We start from the raw sequence: 19,877 nt of genomic DNA on the forward strand, positions 1-19,877 counted from the left end.
ACCGTCGACTTTTTTGTGCTTATTATTGAAGGATGACAAATGGCTTTAAGTCGTAAAGAACAACTTGAAAAATTAATGGAGCAAGCAAAGCTCCCAGATGACTTCAAACCCGCTTTTAAAGACGCTTTTTTGTCCTACGTTGTCGTTGATCCCAAAGAGAAGACCTGGCGCTTCATCCTCGGGATGGATAACGTGCTGCCCTTTAACGCGTACCTAGCCTTTTATCAGGGAATCAAGAAGAACTTTCAGCAGTTAGAAGACGTCTATCTGACAATCCAACCGGAAAAGGGCGGATTTGGCGAAGACGACGTGCGCGATTACTTTCATTTTGCGTTAAGCAAGACCTCTCTTAATTATGCCCTCACTCAGCAGTTGGCATCGTCGTCCGCTATAACGTTGGACGGTGGGAACAAGGTGACGGTGGCGACAGCCGCGACATCACTTGCAGAGGCGTTAACGCCACGGGTGCTCACTGAATTAGCAGGGGTGTATGAAACGTTCGGGCTGTCGGGGCTGACTTTTGAGGCGAAGGTCGATGACAAGCAGGCAGAAGCTTTGCTTGCGCATTACGGCGTTCACCAGCAGACCATGCAAAACGATATTAATCAGGCAATCGAGCGAGCCGATAAGGCCGCACCAAAGAAGTCCAAAGAAGGTGTCGCCCTCCGCTTAGGACGCGCCATCAATCCCGATGCTGAAATCACGCGTTTGGACCAAATCGATGGGGAAGAATCTCGGGTCGTCATCGAAGGATACATCTTCGCCGATGAAGTGCGGACACTCCGTTCAAAGCGTCAACTTTTGACGTTGAAAATTACGGATTACTCATCATCCATCTCCGCTAAGAAGTTCTCCAACAACGAACAAGACGAAGCTGTTTTCGAGCAGTTGAAGTCCGGTTGCTGGATCAAGGCACGGGGTAACGTCCAAGAAGACACCTACGCCCGTGAGCTTGTTTTGAACATTTACGATCTTCAAGTCATCGACCACGAAGATCGACAGGAACCTTACGAAGGTGAAGAAAAGCGAATTGAGCTCCACGCGCACACGAACATGACGGCCATGGACGCCGTCACGGACTTCGGGCAGGTGGCGAAGCTCGCTAAGAAGTGGGGCGCTGAAGCGCTCGGTGTCATGGACACTGGAAACGTGCAGGGGTACCCGCAGGCGGTCGCTGCTGGTCAGAAGAATGATCTGAAAATCATTTATGGAATGGAAGCCAACGTCGTTTCGGACGGGGACCCCATTGCCTTCAACACCACCGACCAAGAAGTCCAAGATAAAGACCTAACCTACGTCGCATTCGATTTGGAAACGACTGGATTGTCAGCGGTTTCTGACCGAATCATCGAACTTTCTGCCGTAAAGATGCAGATGGGAAACGTCATTGATAAGTATTCGGAATACATCAATCCTGGGTTCCCACTTTCCGAATTTACGACGAACCTGACGTCCATTACGGACGCCATGGTCGCAGATGCCAAGCCAGAACAGGTTGTCATCGACAAATTCCGTGAGTGGATTAAGGGATCCGTTTTGATCGGTCACAACGTGACGTTCGATGTGGACTTCTTGAATGCTACTTACGCTCGTTATGATGAGGGGCCAATCGAGGAACCAGTCATCGATACCTTGCCACTGACACGTTGGTTGCACCCGGATTTCAAGTCCTATCGTTTGGGAACGTTGGCCAAGAAGTTTGGTATTGAGCTCGAACAAGCTCACCGTGCCATTTACGATGCCGAGACGACTGGTCACCTGGGTTGGAAGCTGTTGAAGGAAGCCAAGAAGGAATACGACTTGGACAACATCAACCAGCTAAACGACCACATCTTAGACGGTGAGGCCTGGCGTCACGGAAGACCATTCCACGCTTCCATCCTTGTTCAAACCGCAGAAGGGTTGAAGAACCTTTACCGTCTGGTTTCTGAATCAAACGTTTCTTATTTCAACAAGGTGCCTCGTATTCCACGTTCCGTTTTGCAAAAGTACCGCGATGGCTTGATTGTCGGATCTGGTGATACCAGTGGTGACTTGATTGTGACTCTGATTGAAAAGGGATACGACAAAGCGAAGAAGAAGGCTGATTTCTACGACTTTATCGAAATCAACCCACTTCCTAACTATCAGCCAATGCTCGATACAGAGTTGATTGCAAACCCAACGAAGCTTCAGGAAATCATGAAGCAAATGGTTCAAATCGGTGATGAACTCGGTAAGCCGGTTGTTGTGACGGGGGACGTGAAGTATACGAACCCCGAAGATCATATTTACCGTGACATCCTGATTGGCTCGCAACCAGGTAATCCGCTGAACAAGACGGCACTGCCACACGTTTACTTCAGAACAACGGAAGAGTTGCTTGAAGAATTCAATTTCTTGGGTGAGGATAAGGCCAAGGAAATCGTCATCGACAACACGCACAAAGTGGCCGACATGTTGGATGACATTGTGCCACTGAAGTCCGGTTCGTACCCACCACAGATTCCAGAGGCCGGAGACGAACTTCGTGAGAAGACATTGACGGCCGCTAAGAAGGCGTACGGAGATCCAATCCCTGACTTGATTCAAGAACGAATTGACAAGGAATTGAAGTCAATTATCGGAAACGGTTTCGCGCCTCACTATATGATTTCGCAACGCTTGGTTGCGAAATCGAATAAGGACGGCTACCTGGTTGGTTCCCGTGGTTCCGTTGGTTCTTCCTTCGTTGCCACGATGTCTGGAATCACGGAAGTTAACCCGCTGCCACCGCACTACCGGTCAGCACACGGGGATTACTTTGAATTGGCTGATCCAAAAAAGTACGGTTCTGGTTACGATTTGCCTGATAAGGAAGATCCAAATCACCCGGGTGAAATGCTCATTGGTGACGGACACAACATTCCCTTTGAAACCTTCATGGGATTCTCAGGAACAAAGGTGCCCGATATCGATTTGAATTTCTCTGGTGACTACCAGGCCATCGCCCACGATTACATGAAAGTCATGTTCGGGGTAAAAAAGGTTTTCCGTGCCGGAACGATTGCCACTGTCGCTGAAAAGACGGCCTTTGGTTATGTGAAAGGTTACGAACGTGACCACGATAAGCAGTTCCGAGGTGCGGAAGTAGAACGCTTGGCTCAGGGTGTTACCGGAGTTAAGCGAACGACCGGACAGCACCCAGGTGGTATCCTGATTGTCCCTGGCGATTATGACATCTATGATTTCACGCCGGTTCAGTACCCGGCCGATGATCAAAATGCCCTCTGGCAAACGACCCACATGGATTATCACTCGATTCACGATAATTTGCTGAAAATGGATATTCTGGGTCACGATGACCCAACCATGGTTCGTACGCTTAAGGATTTGTCCGGAATTGATCCAACGACCATTCCGGCTAATGATCCAGGGGTCTTGAAGCTCTTTACTTCAACGGAACCGCTTGGTGTAACGTCCGACCAGATTTATTCCAACACCGGAACGCTTGGACTACCAGAATTTGGTACCGGATTCGTTCGAAACATGTTGGAAGATACGCAACCAAAGACGTATTCCGATTTGCTCCAGATTTCTGGTCTTTCCCACGGAACTGATGTTTGGTTGGGAAACGCGCACGATTTGGTTGAAAACGGGACCGCTACCATCGCGACCGTTATTGGAACCCGTGATAAAATCATGACTGATTTGATTAACTGGGGACTGCCAGCCGACGATTCCTTTAACATTATGGAAAAGGTTCGTAAGGGTAAGGGGATCACGGACGAGTATCAGAAGCTCATGCGTGACCACGACGTGCCAGAATGGTACATCGAATCATGTTTGAAGATTCAATACATGTTCCCCCGTGCCCACGCGGCGGCTTACGTGTTGATGGCACTTCGAATTGCTTACTTCAAGGTATACTTCCCAGCTACTTACTACGCTACTTACTTCTCAATCCGTGCCAACACCTTTGATATTGTTGCCATGGCCCGAGGTAAGGAAGCTGTCAAAGTCGCGATCGCGAAATTGCGCGATTTGGGGAACGATGCCACGAAGGGAGACCAGGACCTCCTGACCGTTTTGGAAATGGCCAACGAGGCTTTGGAACGAGGCATCAACTTTGAGATGGTGAACTTGGAACGTTCGGAAGCAACGGAATGGGTGATCGATGGCAACACATTGATTCCACCGTTCTCTGTTATTCCAGGACTGGGTGACAACGTTGCTAAGCAAATTGTTGCCGCTCGTGCGGAAAAGCCATTCATCTCAAAGGAAGATTTGAAAAAGCGTGGTAAGGTGTCACAGACCATCATTGAATTCTTGACACTCCACTCCGTGATTTCGGATCTGCCTGATGAAAATCAATTGTCGCTCTTTGACTTCTAACGAGGAACGAGAGACTTGCTGTTTTAGCGTGACCGGAGGAATTCCGATTGTCGACCAGCAAGTAAAACTTAAAAACTAAAGGAGGGGGCTTTGACCCCAGCATTATGGATAAATTTTTCAAATTAAAGGAAAACCAAACCAGCGTTAAGCAAGAAGTGATTGCCGGATTGACGACCTTTGTCTCAATGGCTTACATCTTTTTCTTGAACCCACAGATTTTGTCAGAAGCGGGGATGTCACAGTTAGCTGTGTTCATCGCGGCCATCTTTGTTGCAACGTTTGGAACGTTGCTCATGGGATTGTATGCAAACGTTCCGTTTGCTTTGGCACCCGGTATCGGAATGCAGGCTTACTTCACTTACACCATCGTCTTCGGATTTGGTTTCAAGTGGCAACAAGCTTTGGCCCTTGTTTTCATGGTTGGTCTTTTGGATATCGTGATTACGTTGACGCACGGTCGTCAAGCCATTGTTAAGGCCATTCCTGAAGAATTGAAGGCCGCTATCGGTGGTGGTTTAGGTATCTTTGTTACCTACATCGGTTTGAAAAACGCCGGTTTCATTAACTTCGTTGTTTCCGCTAAGAGCATCGTTTCAGTGAACGACAAGCCATATGATGGTGGTGCCGTTAAGGACGGAATCGCTTCCATCATGGCAAATGGTTCCGTTACACCTGAACTTTCAAAGTTCACGCAATCATCTGCGTTGTTGGCCTTGATCGGTTTGTTGATTTTGACTTTCTTGGTTATCAAGAAGGTTCCAGCTTCATTCTTGATCACGTTGGTTGCAACGACTTTGATTGGTATTCCAATGGGTGTAACGAGCACCCACTTGTCAGCTGCAACGTCATTGCCAAATGCCTTTTCTGAATTTTCAAACACTTTTGGTGCTGCCTTTGGTGCCAACGGATTTGGTTCCCTCTGGACAACTGCTGCGAAGTCTTCATTGGCTATTGTGACAGTCTTTGCCATGGGACTCACTGGGTTGTTCGATGCTATCGGAACGTTGATTGGAATTGGAAACCAAACGGGTATCTTCTCAAAGAAGGACCAAGAAGCATTCGTTGCTGATAACTCATTTAACTCAAAGATGGACCGTGCCTTGGTTGTTGATACGTTTACAACCACGTTGGCCGGTGCTGTTGGAACGTCGAACACGACGACTTTGATTGAATCAGCCACTGGTGTTGCATCAGGTGGACGTACTGGTTTGACGAACGTTGTGACGGCAATTGGATTCTTGGCTATGTTGGTCTTGTCTCCATTGGTATCCATTGTGCCTACTGCCGCAACTGCTCCAATCTTGATTATGGTTGGAATTATGATGATGGCAGAATTCAAGAAGATTGACTGGTCTGATTTGGCCGTTGCCATCCCAGCATTCTTTACTTCAATCTTCATGGGATTCTCATTCTCAATCTCCTACGGAATCGCCGCAGGATTCATCTTCTACATCTTGGTTAAGGTTGCCCAAGGAAAGGGAAAGGAATTGTCAAAGATCTTGCTTGTTATCACAGCACTCTTCTTGGCAAACTTCATTTTGTTGGCCTTTATCTAAGCCGTGTCCTAAATGACATTTTAAATTTGCGCCCTGATATCAGGGCGCTTTTTTATTTTCACAAAGTATGGGGAAATCCTTTCTAAAAAGGCTGCTATAATGATGGCGCCCAAAGAGATAGAAAGGAGAAGACAGAATGGATAACGTTATGAATGAACATGACTACTTGGAACAAAAGCAGATGCATCGAGGAATGTGGTCTGCAAAACATTTTAAAGAAGTGTATGGTGAAGAACCTTTGCCACCAGTCAACAGTAAGGAAGAAGCGGCCGAACGATTAATGGGTGATTTAAATCGGATTTTGGCAACAACGAAAGAGTGGCTTTCATTCGATGAATTCCGTCGACGTAATCCTAGGCATTAGCATGTAATTTCAAAATGAGAGGGAAATTAACAACGTTAGAAAGCAGGTTTCAATGCATGAAATCAATTTTTCAAAAGAGTACGAACTTAAGTATCGAACAATTGAACTTGATTTGATTCGCTCGGGATATCCAAATAAAACGATTCAAAAGATTTTAAAGCACATGGATGATCAACAACATGCCTTGTTGATTCATCCTGAGTTGGGCGCAAAAATGGAAATCAAAACTGGCGTGCCCAGTCGAATGAGGTATTTAATCACTAAACCGTACATTCAGTTATATGCAGCTATTCCCACTGCAGAAGAAGCCAACGACTTTGATTCGGTTTTTATGGTTACAATGTATTATTTAAAAAGTAATTATTTAGCTAAATTATATTGATTGGTAATTTAAACAAATAAAAAAGAACGGTTTCCCGTTCTTTTTTATTTCCCTGACTTTACCAAATTCCGCCTAGAATAGGCCTTTTTTTGGTATACTGGAGGTATGAAAAAAGGTACAGTAAAAATTTGGCAACAAGACCGTGGATACGGTTATATCGAACCCGATGAAAAGGGTGATGACATCTACGTTCACTTTAACGGAATCGCTGGGGATGGCTTCAAGAAGCTTATTCCAGGACAGCGCGTGGAGTACGTTTTGGTACAGGGAAAGGATGCCTTTCAGGCAGCCCAGGTTTCTGTAATCAAGGAGGATGACTAGCATGGTTCAAAAAGAAGAGTTTTACTCCAACGAAGTCATGTACGACGGACCAATCTTTAAGATTGATTCACGACGGGTCAAACTTTTTGATGGAACGATTGCACAACGTGATGTTGTCACTCGTGGCCCCGCCGTTGGAATTCTACCGCTCGTGGATGAAGACCACGCAGTCTTTGTTAAGCAATGGCGTGAACCTGTTCAAGACTTTGTCTTGGAAATTCCCGCCGGTAAAGTAGATGCTCGTGATCACGGGGATGTTAAGACAGCTTGTCACGAAGCAGCTATTCGTGAACTAAACGAAGAAATTCGCGTTCACCCAGGTAAGTTGGAAGAATTTGCTGACGGATTTGAGGCTGTTGGTTTCACGGATTCTAAGATTGCTTTGTACGTCGCAACGGAGTTGGAACACCTCGATGGTTCTGATCAATTACCACGTGACGAAGGGGAGTTCCTCGACATCATCACTGTCTCATACGATGAGATGACAAAGATGTATGAAGCTGGTGAATTAAACGACTTAAAGACTTTGGCCGCTTACTTCCACTGGACGATTCGGAGGTTGAAGAATGGTCGCTAATTTTTTTACAAAAAATAAGAAGACCCGTGAACAAAAAGAACGGGCTAAGCAACGTCGTCAAGTTGAAAAACAGTACGCAAAGGCAAACGAAGACAAGATTACAGTTGTTGAACCTGCCAACCGTGCGGAGATGCGTCTGACAAAAAAAGGACGCTTTCAACTTGGCTCAAACGGTGAGTTGACTGAGAAGGGAAAGACCGACCGCTTATCATATCGCTACAACACGCTGATGATTGTACTCGGTATCGTTATTGTGGTGACTTACGTGACCTTTTTTGTCCTCCCATAATCAGAAAGGATAACGATGAAAGTTGGAATTATTACCCCAATGGCCGAAGAAAAAAAGGCCCTTACGCAAGCGTTAGGCGATGCGGAAACGGTATCATTTTCTGATCTGGAAGTTCTCGTTGGAACATACGCTGGTCAGGAAGTTTTCTTGGCTGAATCTGGGATTGGAAAGGTTGCAGCAGCCACTGCTACGACAATCTTGACCCAGGTCTTTGACGTTGATGTTGTGATTAACACCGGATCAGCTGGTGCTTTGAAGCAGGAACTTGAGATTGGTGACTTGGTCATCGGTGAAGAAATGGCCTACTTCGATGCTGATGTAACCGCCTTTGGTTATGAATATGGTCAATTGCCCGCACAGCCAGCACGCTTTACTGCGGATGAAAAGATGGTTGCTGCTTTTAAGGAATTGACGGATGCTAAGACCGGTTTGATTGTGACGGGGGACACCTTCGTTCAACAATCAAAGAAAGACGCCATTGCAAAGAACTTCCCTGATGCTTACTTAGCTGAGATGGAAGGGGCTGCCGTTGCTCAAGTGGCAACGCGCTTTGAAAAGCCATTTATCGTTTTGCGTGGTGTTTCTGATAAGGCCGATGGTTCATCAGATGTTGACTTTGAAGACTACGTGATTCAAGCGGGTCAAAAGTCCGCAGAACTCTTACTTAGCTACTTAAACCGTTTATCAAAGTAATTAGAAAAGGATAGAAGCGATGATTTCAGTATATAACCAAGAAGCATCAGGCGACATCCTGATGCTGACTTTTGCCCCTGGAAACACGAAGCAAAAGATTGAAACAAAGAAGAACGTGACACGCGTCTCAGATTCCGAAAACGGCGACCTCTTTGCCATTAACATCGAAGGCATGGGCGAAAAGCTCGGTTTGCAAGGCCAAGCTGGGCAGGTGTTCTTGGACGATAAGCAAGCGGCAATGGTAAACGATGCCATCGAAGCCGCCGGCTTTTCTGACAAGATTGAGGCTAACCCTTCAAAATTGGTTATCGGTGTTGTCGAAGAAATGGAAGAACACCCTGACTCCGACCACCTTCACGTTACGAAGGTTGATACGGGAGCGGCTGAGCGTTTGCAAATTGTGTCTGGTTCACCAAACATGACGACTGGAATTAAGGTCGTTGTTGCGCAACCAGGTTCTATGATGCCATCTGGTGAAATCATTTGGCCTGGTGCTTTACGTGGGGTTCCTTCAGCAGGAATGATCGTCTCAGGACGTGAGTTGAAGTTGCAAGGTGCACCTGATAAACCAGGGGCTTTGGTCTTACCAGATGACTTCGGTCAGGTCGGGGACGTCTTTGACTTTGACAAGGCAAAGAACCTTTACGTCGACGGAAAAATCGATACGAATTACTAAAAGAGGGCAGATTCATGCCAAAGAAATACTATTTTATCGGAATTAAAGGGACGGGAATGGGACCATTGGCCCAAATCCTACACGACCAAGGAAACGAAGTCGTGGGTTCTGATATCGACAAATTCACATATACCCAGGCACCATTGGAAAAGGCGGGCATTAAGCTCTTGCCCTTTGATGCCAAGAACATCGAAGACTACAAGGACTACACCTTTATTCGAGGAAACGCCTTTACCGATGATCATGTTGAAGTGAAAGCAGCCCTTGAGGCTGGTGTCGACATGATGACTTTCCCAGAAGCCGTTGCTGAACAAGTGGACCAAAATACGACCATTGCAGTTGCCGGTGCGCACGGAAAGACATCAACGACTGGTCTTTTGGCCCATGTCATGAAGAACGTCGAAAAGACGTCTTACTTGATTGGGGATGGAACCGGGAAGGGAACGCCGAACTCCGACTTCTTTGTTTTGGAAGCCGATGAGTACCGTCGTCACTTTGCGCCATACCATCCAGACTACGCCATTCTGACCAACATCGATTTTGATCACCCGGACTACTTTAAAGACATTAACGATGTCTTTTCTGCCTTTGAGGATTTTGCAAAGGGTGTCAAGAAGGGAATCGTTGCCTGGGGTGACGATGCTAACTTGCAAAAGTTATCCGTTGACGTACCACTTTATTACTACGGTGATAAGGAGGGGCGTGATGATTTCTTAATCGACCGCATTGATAAGGAAACAACGGGATCATCCTTCCACGTCACTTTCAGCGGTAAGGATTTGGGCGATTTCTTCATCCCAATCTTTGGTCAACACAACATTTACAACGCCACGGCGGTTGTTGCTGTTGCCTACTTGGAAGGTTTGGATTTGGAAGGAGTTCGCGAACACTTGAAGACGTATCCAGGTGTTAAAAGACGTTTCTCTGAAAAGAAAATTGAAGACATCGCCATTATCGATGATTATGCTCATCACCCAACTGAAATTCAAGCAACCATTGACGCCGCTCGTCAGAAGTATCCGGATAAGGAAGTGGTTGCGGTCTTCCAGCCACACACTTTTTCACGAGTGATTGCCTACAAGGACGACTACGCCCGTGTGCTTTCAGAAGCGGACACGGTTTACTTGACGCCAATCTTTGGTTCAGCTCGTGAAGCAACCGGAACGGTGACTGCAGAAGACATCGCAAAGGAAATCAAGGGTGGCGCAACGGTTATCACCGAAGATACGGTGTCAGAACTTCTGAAGCACAAAAACGCTGTTTTCGTCTTCATGGGTGCTGGTGACATTCAAAAGTACGAGTTTGCTTATGAAAAGCTACTCGGAGAAATGCAGTCTGATCGCAGTTAAATCAACGAAGTGAAAAGTTCTTTTTAATTTTGGTTTAAGCTCTTGTAATTAGAATAGATGCAACAATTCGATAATATCGAGGAGGTATTTAATGAATAATTTTGATATGAACGAACGACGCGACGTGACCGGTGCTGACTCCGGCATGAAGCAGTTCTTCCAAAAGGTCTACAGCTACATGGCCATTGCCATGGCCGTGACCGCTGTTACTGGTTTCATTGCGCAAAGCTTCTTCTTGCCCCAATTGGTAACGTTCTTTGCTGGTTCATGGATTGGAACCATTGCTATCTTTGCCGTGGAATTGATTTTGGTTTACATGATTCGTAACGCCGCAGTTAACTTGAACCCTGCCAAGGCCTTCGGGCTCTTGATGACCTTTGCCGTTGCGCAAGGTTTGTTCTTGGGCCTTCTGTTGGCTGTTTACACAGGGGCTTCCGTATTGGCTGCCTTTGGTTCAACCGTTGGTTTGTTCGGTGGAATGGCTTTGTACGGTGTCTTCACTAAGAAGTCATTGGCCGGCATGGGTCCAATCTTAAATGGACTTTTGATTGGTGTCATCATTGCCATGGTAATCAACATCTTCATGGGATCATCTGCTTTCCAAACGTTGATTTCAATTGCTGTGTTAATTGTGTTTGCTTTGTTTACGGCATACGATAACAACAACTTGAAAGCTTCATATAACCAGATGATGGCCCAGGGCGCTAACGAAGCGCAAACATCTGGAATTGCCGTTTGGGGTGCTTTGAACCTCTACTTGGATTTCTTGAACATTTTCTACTCACTCTTGCAAATCTTCGGAGACCAAAGAGACTAAGAAATCCCTTAAAAGCTCGCTTAAGCGGGCTTTTTTTTATGGTAAACTGACACTAGTAATTAAAGAGGTGTTTATGAGTAAAAAAATACTATTAATCGATGGAAACTCGCTGGCCTTTCGTGCCTTTTACGCGATGTACCAACAGCTTGACCGAATGGTCACCCCAGAGGGCCTGCACACCAACGCCCTTGTTGCCTTTAACAACTTCTTGGAGTCCATCGTTTTACCAATGCAACCCGACATGGCTTTAGTCGCCTGGGATGCGCGTTCCGGTAAGGAGACTTTCCGTGGCGACTTGTACGAAGAATACAAATCTGGCCGTGATAAGGCACCAGCGGAATTTAAGGAACAATTCCCTTACATGCGAGAAATGGTGGCGGCCCACGGGCTTCACAATTACGAACAAATTGGCTTGGAAGCAGACGACATCATTGGAACACTTTCCCGTGTTGGAATGGCTGCCGGAGATAAGGTAATCATCATTACCGGTGACCAAGATTTGACGCAATTGGCAACCGACGACGTGACCGTTAAGATCACGAAGAAGGGGGTTACCCAAGTTGAGGTTTATACGCCGGACTTCATCATGGAAAAGTTCGGTATTACTCCGGCTCAAATCATTGATAAGAAAGCCTTGACCGGCGATACTTCTGATAACTATCCTGGTGTTACCAAAATCGGTGAAAAGACGGCTTTGAAGCTCTTGAAGGAATACCATGACTTGGATAACCTTTACGCTCATGTCGATGAGATGAAGCAGTCCAAGATGAAGGAAAACCTGATTAACGATAAGGAAGTGGCATACCGTGCTCAAAAGCTTGCCACGATTATCACCGATGCCAAGCTTGAAATCGGATTGGATGACATTGAGTATCACGGACCAAAGACGGCTGGATTAGTTGATCTCTTCGAAAAGTTGCACTTTAAGCAGGCGTTAACAAAGGTTCGGGCTCACCAGCTGATTGACCAAGACGATGACAGCGCCGACACGTCAATGGAGCAGGCCCACTTTAAGCCTGTTTCCGAGTTAACGAAAGATGCTTTAAATAAGCTGGTTAAGGAAGACACATTGGCCTTCCAAATCGAAACGACAGGCGATAACTACCACACGGCTGACCTCATTGGTTTTGCGCTTGGAAACGATAAGGTTGGCTACTTTGCTTCCCGCGATTTCTCACTCTTTGAAGAAGACGGGATGAAGCAAATTGTGGAAGATGAAAACATCAAGCTCCAACTCTTTAACGCTAAAGAGCACTGGGTTTTGGCTCACCGTCTGGGTCTGACTTTGGCAGGGGTAGATTTTGACTTCTTATTAGTTGCTTACTTGTTGGACACGGTCGGAAACGACAACGTGCTGTCCACTTTGGCCGGTCGCTTCGACCACTACTTGCCAGACGATGAATCCGTTTATGGAAAGGGTGCTAAGTTTGCCATTCCAGAGGAAAAGACGGTTGTCTTAGACCACATCGGGCAAAAGGCACAAACGGTCTTTGCACTGCGCGACCAAGCTTTCTCAGATTTGGACGAGCATAAGCAAACCCACCTCTACCACGACATTGAATTACCATTGTCCTTCGTCTTAGCCAAGATGGAAGCACAGGGATTCAAGGTGAACGAAGAACGCTTGGCCAAGATGGGTCAGGAGATGGAAGAACAAATTGCCTCCCTCAAGGAAGAAATCTTTGCGATGGCAGGCGAGGAGTTCAACATCAACTCAACCAAGCAGTTGGGAACGTTGCTCTTTGAAAAGATGGGCTTGCCTGTCATCAAGAAGACGAAGACGGGCTATTCAACGGCCGTTGAAGTGCTCGAAAAGTTGGCGCCTCAGGCACCAATTGTCGACCACATCTTGCAGTACCGTCAGTTGGCAAAACTTAAGTCCACTTATGTGGATGGGCTGCTTGCCGTTGTTGACCAGCAAGATCAGAAGGTTCACACGCGCTTCTTGCAGACGCTGACGCAGACTGGTCGTCTGTCATCCGTTGATCCAAACTTGCAAAACATCCCAATGCGAACGGAAGCCGGTCGAAAGATTCGCCACGCCTTTGTGCCATCACACGAAGATTGGGAAATCTTTGGTGCTGATTACTCCCAGATTGAATTGCGCGTCTTGGCCTCTATTACGGAAGACCCAGCCATGGAACACGCTTTCGTGGAAGACCATGACATTCACGCGGAAACCGCGCGAAAGGTCTTCGGACTGGGTGACGATGCAGAGGTTTCTTCTGACCAACGTCGAACAGCAAAGGCGGTTAACTTTGGAATTGTTTATGGGATTTCAGATTACGGTTTGTCAAAGAACCTGAACATTGCACGCAAGGATGCCAAGTCCTTCATCGATACGTACTTCCAGGAGTTCCCGAAGATTCACGACTGGATGAACGCCATCAAGGAAAAGGCACACAAGGATGGCTTCGTTGAAACGATTGAACACCGTCGTCGCTACTTGCCTGATATTAACGCCAAAAACTTTAACACGCGTTCCTTTGCGGAACGGACGGCCATGAACTCACCAATTCAGGGTTCAGCCGCTGATATTATTAAGATTGCGATGATCAAGGTTGATCGCGCACTGAAAGAAAAGAATCTGGAAGCCAAGATGCTCGTGCAGGTGCACGATGAATTGGTCTTCGAATGTCCGAAGGAGGAATTAGAAACGCTCCGTGAAACGGTGACCCAGGTCATGGACTCTGCCGTTAAGCTTGCGATTCCTTTGAAGGTTGAATCTCACTCAGGTCCAACCTGGTACGAGGCAAAGTAAGAAAAAGAGTCGCTTTTAGCGACTCTTTTTTACTAGACAGATTTGTAGGGGTAAGATAGAGACAGGCGTGCTTTAAAGATAGGAAGAAAGTTCTAAAACTAGACCAATTTCCTTACCAATTTAGAATTAAGGTCAAGAAAGCTGACAATTTATTAAACATCTTTAGGTCTTTCGTATATATTTTTTAGTAAGGGGGGATAGTTCATCGTGAAGAATTCAGAATTACAACGAAATAAAGCTGTCCTGCCGATGTCGGTGGTACGGGAACTGACTTTGCTAACGGATCGACAGATTCGTTACTACGAAGAACATGGACTCGTGAAACCAGAAAGAGGAAAGGGTGGTCAGCGCCGTTTCTCTTTGAATGACATCGACCAACTCTTACGTATCAAGGACCACCTGGACGCGGGCGATTCAACGAAGGATATCCGAGAACTCTTCGATAAGTCCGAGCGAAAGAAGCGGCAGCAAAAAGAAGAGCAGGACGCCAAGTTGCGCCGTGCTTTGCAAGATGAGTTTGCTCAAATTGCCCGTTTCAATCAATCGACGAATCGAAATAATCGGATGCAGTAGCAGAAGTTTCAGTGCGTTGCAGTAAGCAGCAGAAAGTAGGAGAGACATGACGCAAAAGACAATGACCAAAGATGAAATCAGAGCTAAGGTGAAGGCGGAACACGTTGAATTTATCCGCGTGACCTTTACCGATGTGATGGGAACAATCAAGAATGTTGAAATTCCAGTGAGTCAATTGGATACGTTGTTGGACAACGACGTCATGTTCGATGGCTCTTCAATTGAAGGCTTTGTTCGAATCAATGAATCGGATATGTACCTCTATCCTGATCTCTCAACCTTCATGGTCTTCCCATGGTCGGAAGATGCCCATGGTGGCAAAGTCGCTCGCTTGATTGCTGATGTTTACACGGCCGACCGCAAGCCTTTTCCTGGTGACCCACGTCACGCGTTGAAGGAAGCGGTCAAGCACGCCCAAAAGGATGGCTTTACTGAATTCAACGTTGGAACGGAACCTGAATTTTTCTTGTTCAAGTTGGACGAAAACGGCAAGCCAACGATGGAGTTAAACGACCACGGATCATACTTTGATTTGGCGCCTTTGGATGGGGCCGAAGACGTCCGTCGCGAAATCGTGTTGACCCTTGAACAGATGGATTTCGAAGTGGAAGCCGCCCACCACGAAGTGGCCGACGGGCAGCACGAAGTGGACTTCAAGTATGCCAATGCCTTGGAAGCTGCTGATAAGATTCAAACCTTTAAGTTGGTGGTAAAGACGATTGCCCGCAAGAATGGCTATTACGCAACCTTCATGCCGAAGCCAATCTCTGGAATTAACGGTTCTGGAATGCACGTGAACATGTCACTCTTTAACGAAGACGGCAACGCCTTTGCGGGTGGTGAAGACGAGTTCTACGGCCTTTCTGAAACCGCTTTGCACTTCTTGGGTGGTCTCTTGAAGCACGCCCCAGCCATCACCGCCTTTGCTAACCCAACGGTTAACTCTTACAAGCGTTTGACACCTGGCTTTGAAGCGCCGGTTTACATTGCCTGGTCTGCTTCGAACCGTTCACCAATGGTTCGTGTGCCATCTTCCCGCGGGATTGGAACTCGTTTGGAACTCCGAACGGTGGATCCAACGGCGAACCCTTACTTGACGCTTGCGGCCATTTTGACGGCCGGCCTCGATGGCATCGATAACCACTTGGAACCAAGCTCATCCGTTGATAAAAACATCTACTTGATGGATGAGAGCGAACGTAAGAAGGCGGGTATTAAGGACTTGCCTGACACGCTTTTGGACGCTTTGGAAGAACTGGAAAACGATCCAATTGTGATTGACTCGGTTGGTCAGCACATCACGGGTAAGTTCATCGAAGCAAAGCGCATCGAGTACTCTTCATACCGTCAGTTCGTGACGCAGTGGGAAATCGACAACTATTTCATGAACTACTAATTGGCAAATTATAATAAAGACACTAAAAAAGTCAGGCCCGGACCGGGTCTGACTTTTTCATTTCTCTTAACTTAAGTATTAATCTTCTTACGGTTCACGTTAAAGTAGAAGAGCGTTCCGTTAATGACCATCATCAAAGCCGTGAAGATGAAGATGGCGCGGTAGTCAAAACTAGAGGCAATCACGGTTCCAAACAGGGGACCGAGCACGGAACCAGCCGACTGGAAGGACTGGTTGTAGGAGAAGACTCGAGACACGAGTTTCTCTGGCGTGTTTCGTGACAGCAACGTCTGGATGGCTGGCAACAACGTCGCGTCCGCAATTCCGATGGCAAAGCGGAAGAAGATGAGCCAAAAGACCGTTGTGACAAAGGCAGTCGGGAAGAAGGCCAAGACGGCGATGACAAAGCCGGCCTGAATCATGTACTTCGTTCCAATCCTGTCACCGAGACGCCCAAACCATGGGGCGAAGAGGAAGGTTGCACAACCCGGCATGGCCGCAACCACACCCGTAATGAAGGTGACGTTTCCTTGTCCTTGAAGCACTTCACGAACGAACAGGGCGACGATTGGGTTGATGGCCATGTTCACGATTTGCACCAGCATCGTCGTCACAAAGAGGGCAATCAAGACATTTTTGTTTGGCAGCTTGGAGAACTTGAGGTCTTCTTCCTCCGTATCCTCGGTCGGAAGCTTTGCCTCCGGTTTCTTTTCTTCAACAAAGAACCAGATGAAGAAGAAAATAACCACAAAAATCGTCGCGGTGATAAAGAAGATGTTTCGGTAGGACATGAAGGTTGCTAACGTTCCACCGATGAGTGGTCCGGTGAGCGTTCCACCGGTAAATCCGGTTACTACAATCCCAAGGGCACGGCCCACTTCTTCACGAGGCGTTTGCGTCGCAATTAAGGCGTTTGAGTTGGAAACGAATCCACCGAGCGCCCCTTGAATGGCCCGGAGGGCAATCAACTGCCAGACGTTTTGGCAAAGACCGGTTAGTCCCATGGCAAAGGCAAGCCCGAGGGCGGCGCGCATCATCATGAGTTTGCGCCCCTTCTTATCAGCCAGGCGTCCCCAGAGTGGGGAAACAATCGTTGACGTGATAAAGGTTGCCGCAAAGGCGAAACCAGAATAGAAGTTCAATTCGGTTTTGGTGAAGTTTCCCATTGTATCGATGTAGAGGGAAAGGAAGGGGACGATTTCGGAAAAAGCAATTCCTGACATCATCACTGCCAGCCAGATGATCCACATGTTACGTTTCCAGTCGACGGGCTTTGTTTTTGCTTGCATGGGGGCCTCCTTCGTTGTGTTATCTAATGAATAATCTTACTCTTTTTTTCTAAAAAATGCAGGAGATCCACGAATTAGGTCTTGCTCATTCAAAACAAAACTGTTCATATTCTAATCTATTTGAAAGGGGCTTGAAGGTCCGTCTTTTCCTTGTTCAGAGGGTCAGAATACTCTATAATGTGTCTAAGACTTATTTCAATTTAACGTTCATTTAAAGGAGGGGTTACCATGACACAATACAAAGAATATCAGGCAAAAGACGTATTGGACATGGTCAACGCCTACCTCGACAAAGAACAGCAAAAAGCAGTGAAGGATGCCTTTGACTGGGCAAACGAACTGCACAAAGACCAGAAGCGCCAGTCTGGTGAGGCTTACATTGCCCACCCAATTCAGGTGGCGGGCATCCTCGCAGAATTGAAGATGGATGGTCCAACCATTGTCGCTGGTTTCTTGCACGACATCGTGGAAGATACACCGGTAACTGGTGAAGAGGTTGTCGAACGCTTTGGTGAAACCGTTGGTCGAATCGTCGACGGTGTCACGAAAATCTCTAAGATTAAGTATCAGGATTCAAAGGTCCAATTGGCCGAAAATCACCGAAAGCTTCTTTTGGCGATGGCAAAGGATATTCGCGTCATCATCGTGAAACTGGCCGATCGCCTGCACAACATGCGCACGCTGGACGCTCTTCGACCTGAAAAGCAGCGCCGGATTTCGCAGGAAACGATTTCCATTTATGCACCGCTTGCTGACCGTCTCGGAATTTCTGCCATCAAGTGGGAACTGGAAGATTTGTCCCTTTCGTACTTGGAACCAGACGCTTACCACAAGATTGCCAAGATGATGTCCATGAAGCGCACGGAGCGCATCGAAGTCATCCAAGAGGCTGTGGAAGAGATTGAACAAAGCATTGAGGACTTAAAACTGGAAGACGTTTCCGTTTATGGTCGTCCAAAGCACATCTATTCGATTTACCGAAAGCTGGTTGACCAGCACAAGTCCTTTGAAGAAATCTACGATTTGTCCGCCATTCGTATCCTCACTGAAAACGTAACGGATACCTATGCTGTCTTGGGTGCCATTCACGCGCACTGGAAGCCATTGCCTGGTCGGTTTAAGGACTACATTGCCCTGCCTAAGCCAAACGGTTACCAATCATTGCACACCACGGTTATCGGACCCGGTGGACGACCACTCGAAGTGCAGATTCGAACGTACGAGATGCACCAAGTGGCCGAGTATGGAGTTGCGGCCCACTGGGCTTACAAGCAAAATCATGGTTCTGATAGGGAAGCAAACGTTGAAGACCAGTCTGAACAAGTGCTGAACATGATTCAGGGAATCTTGGAATTCCAGGAATCAGCAACCGACGCCCAAGACTTCATGGAATCCGTTCAAACGGATCTCTTTGTCGACCGGGTTTATGCCTTCTCACCAGCTGGGGATGTATACGAACTTGCTCAGGGCGCTGGACCTTTGGACATGGCCTTTGCCATTCACTCAAAGGTAGGTGAAAAGACCACTGGAGCAAAGGCTAACGGTCGCATCGTGCCGCTGGATTATCAAATCCAAAACGGGGACATCATGGAGATTTTGACGAGCCCCAATGCGCAGCCATCCCGTGATTGGTTGGATTTGGTGAAGACCCGGAAGGCCCGTCACAAGATTAAGCAATTCTTGAAGAAACGTGACCGAGCAGACAATATTCAGTCTGGTTTGGACGCTGTGGTTAAAGAACTGACTGATAAGGGTTATGATAGCGCAAAGTTTGCGGACGAAGAACACCTGAATGACGCGGCGCAGGCTTTGAACAGTGGAACCCGTGAAGATTTGCTTTCAGCTGTCGGTTACGGCGATTTGTCCCGCTTGACGGTCGTTAAGGAATTGACGAAGTCAATCCGTGAGGAAAAGGCAGCGGCTGAGGCAGCCGCCTTGCAAAAGAAGCTTTTGGAAGACGGTGAAGCCCTTAAGAAAGACGCCAAGCCCGCACCGAAGAAAAAGCAAGAATCCGAGGTGGTTATCGCAGGAATTGATAACCTCCTTGTTCGCTTGGCCGGATGTTGTACACCAGTTCCTGGGGATGCCGTTTCCGGTTACATTTCACAGGGACGCGGAGTTGCGGTTCACCGCTTTGATTGTCCAAACATCCACGCCGCACAACAGCAAGGGGAGCGCTTGGTCGATGTTGTCTGGGCTGACCCGAACGGTTTGCGTCAGGACTACACGGCGGACTTAACGATTCACGCTGAAAACGAACCAGGAATCTTAAACGACCTGCTTCGCGCTTTAAACGCCAAGACCCGTTTCATTAAAGAAATTAACGGGCACGTCACGAAGGGGGGCATGGTACTTGTCCAAGCTTCCCTTGGTGTTGCAAACGTTGCCCAATTAAACGGCATCATCGATTCACTTTCTTCACAACGTTCTGTGTACGATGTTAAACGAACGATTCACTAACAATAAAACGAAACAAGAGGA

Annotated in this window: 16 protein-coding genes; 15 read left to right on the plus strand and 1 reads right to left on the minus strand. The window is 47.2% G+C overall.

The window, feature by feature from the left end; translation table 11 throughout:
• The first annotated feature begins 39 nt into the window (after positions 1 to 39).
• The 14 genes from G6R29_RS00075 to glnA all read left to right on the plus strand — a co-directional run bounded on the left by G6R29_RS00075 (position 40) and on the right by glnA (position 16,107).
• On the plus strand, positions 40 to 4,353 hold the full coding sequence (locus G6R29_RS00075; protein WP_213808323.1) for a PolC-type DNA polymerase III: 4,314 nt from the start codon (positions 40 to 42) through the stop codon (positions 4,351 to 4,353).
• Between the two features lie 104 nt (positions 4,354 to 4,457).
• Positions 4,458 to 5,909 carry an NCS2 family permease gene (locus G6R29_RS00080; protein WP_213808324.1) on the plus strand — a complete coding sequence of 484 codons (1,452 nt, stop codon included), beginning with the start codon at positions 4,458 to 4,460 and terminating at the stop codon, positions 5,907 to 5,909.
• 136 nt (positions 5,910 to 6,045) lie between these two features.
• Entirely contained in the window at positions 6,046 to 6,273 is a 228-nt protein-coding gene (locus G6R29_RS00085; RefSeq protein WP_213808325.1) for a hypothetical protein, read from the plus strand.
• A 52-nt stretch (positions 6,274 to 6,325) separates the two neighbouring features.
• Positions 6,326 to 6,655 carry a hypothetical protein gene (locus G6R29_RS00090; RefSeq protein WP_213808326.1) on the plus strand — a complete coding sequence of 110 codons (330 nt, stop codon included), beginning with the start codon at positions 6,326 to 6,328 and terminating at the stop codon, positions 6,653 to 6,655.
• A 105-nt stretch (positions 6,656 to 6,760) separates the two neighbouring features.
• Complete coding sequence (locus G6R29_RS00095; protein WP_213808327.1) at positions 6,761 to 6,976, plus strand: cold-shock protein; 216 nt, start codon at positions 6,761 to 6,763, stop codon at positions 6,974 to 6,976.
• Position 6,977: 1 nt separating this feature from the next.
• Entirely contained in the window at positions 6,978 to 7,553 is a 576-nt protein-coding gene (locus G6R29_RS00100) for an NUDIX hydrolase (RefSeq protein WP_213808328.1), read from the plus strand.
• Positions 7,543 to 7,842, plus strand: a complete 300-nt coding sequence (locus tag G6R29_RS00105; RefSeq protein WP_213808329.1) for a hypothetical protein — start codon at positions 7,543 to 7,545, stop codon at positions 7,840 to 7,842. The genes G6R29_RS00100 and G6R29_RS00105 overlap by 11 nt, the downstream gene beginning before the upstream one ends.
• A gap of 15 nt (positions 7,843 to 7,857) precedes the next feature.
• A complete protein-coding gene (locus G6R29_RS00110) occupies positions 7,858 to 8,535 on the plus strand; it encodes a 5'-methylthioadenosine/adenosylhomocysteine nucleosidase (protein ID WP_213808330.1) in 678 nt (225 codons plus the stop codon).
• Between the two features lie 19 nt (positions 8,536 to 8,554).
• Positions 8,555 to 9,211 carry a YtpR family tRNA-binding protein gene (gene ytpR / locus G6R29_RS00115; RefSeq protein WP_213808331.1) on the plus strand — a complete coding sequence of 219 codons (657 nt, stop codon included), beginning with the start codon at positions 8,555 to 8,557 and terminating at the stop codon, positions 9,209 to 9,211.
• A gap of 14 nt (positions 9,212 to 9,225) precedes the next feature.
• The gene (murC, locus tag G6R29_RS00120; RefSeq protein ID WP_213808332.1) at positions 9,226 to 10,560 is read left to right on the plus strand and encodes a UDP-N-acetylmuramate--L-alanine ligase; all 1,335 of its coding nucleotides are present in this window, start codon (positions 9,226 to 9,228) and stop codon (positions 10,558 to 10,560) included.
• 91 nt (positions 10,561 to 10,651) lie between these two features.
• Positions 10,652 to 11,377 carry a Bax inhibitor-1/YccA family protein gene (locus G6R29_RS00125; RefSeq protein WP_213808333.1) on the plus strand — a complete coding sequence of 242 codons (726 nt, stop codon included), beginning with the start codon at positions 10,652 to 10,654 and terminating at the stop codon, positions 11,375 to 11,377.
• A gap of 73 nt (positions 11,378 to 11,450) precedes the next feature.
• The gene (gene polA / locus G6R29_RS00130) at positions 11,451 to 14,138 is read left to right on the plus strand and encodes a DNA polymerase I (protein WP_213808334.1); all 2,688 of its coding nucleotides are present in this window, start codon (positions 11,451 to 11,453) and stop codon (positions 14,136 to 14,138) included.
• A 207-nt stretch (positions 14,139 to 14,345) separates the two neighbouring features.
• Positions 14,346 to 14,711 (plus strand): MerR family transcriptional regulator, encoded by a 366-nt coding sequence (locus G6R29_RS00135; protein WP_213808335.1) that lies wholly within the window; start codon positions 14,346 to 14,348, stop codon positions 14,709 to 14,711.
• A 46-nt stretch (positions 14,712 to 14,757) separates the two neighbouring features.
• Complete coding sequence (gene glnA / locus G6R29_RS00140; RefSeq protein WP_213808336.1) at positions 14,758 to 16,107, plus strand: type I glutamate--ammonia ligase; 1,350 nt, start codon at positions 14,758 to 14,760, stop codon at positions 16,105 to 16,107.
• A gap of 71 nt (positions 16,108 to 16,178) precedes the next feature.
• Here glnA and G6R29_RS00145 read toward each other — a convergent pair whose 3' ends face one another.
• Entirely contained in the window at positions 16,179 to 17,396 is a 1,218-nt protein-coding gene (locus G6R29_RS00145; protein WP_213808337.1) for an MFS transporter, read from the minus strand.
• 228 nt (positions 17,397 to 17,624) lie between these two features.
• Between G6R29_RS00145 and G6R29_RS00150 the strand changes: the two genes are divergently transcribed.
• Positions 17,625 to 19,856: a RelA/SpoT family protein gene (locus G6R29_RS00150; protein WP_213808338.1), complete on the plus strand. Its 2,232-nt coding sequence runs from the start codon at positions 17,625 to 17,627 to the stop codon at positions 19,854 to 19,856.
• The last annotated feature ends 21 nt before the right edge of the window (positions 19,857 to 19,877 follow it).

The organism is Fructobacillus broussonetiae, assembly GCF_018437275.1.
GTDB classification, from domain to species: domain Bacteria; phylum Bacillota; class Bacilli; order Lactobacillales; family Lactobacillaceae; genus Fructobacillus; species Fructobacillus broussonetiae.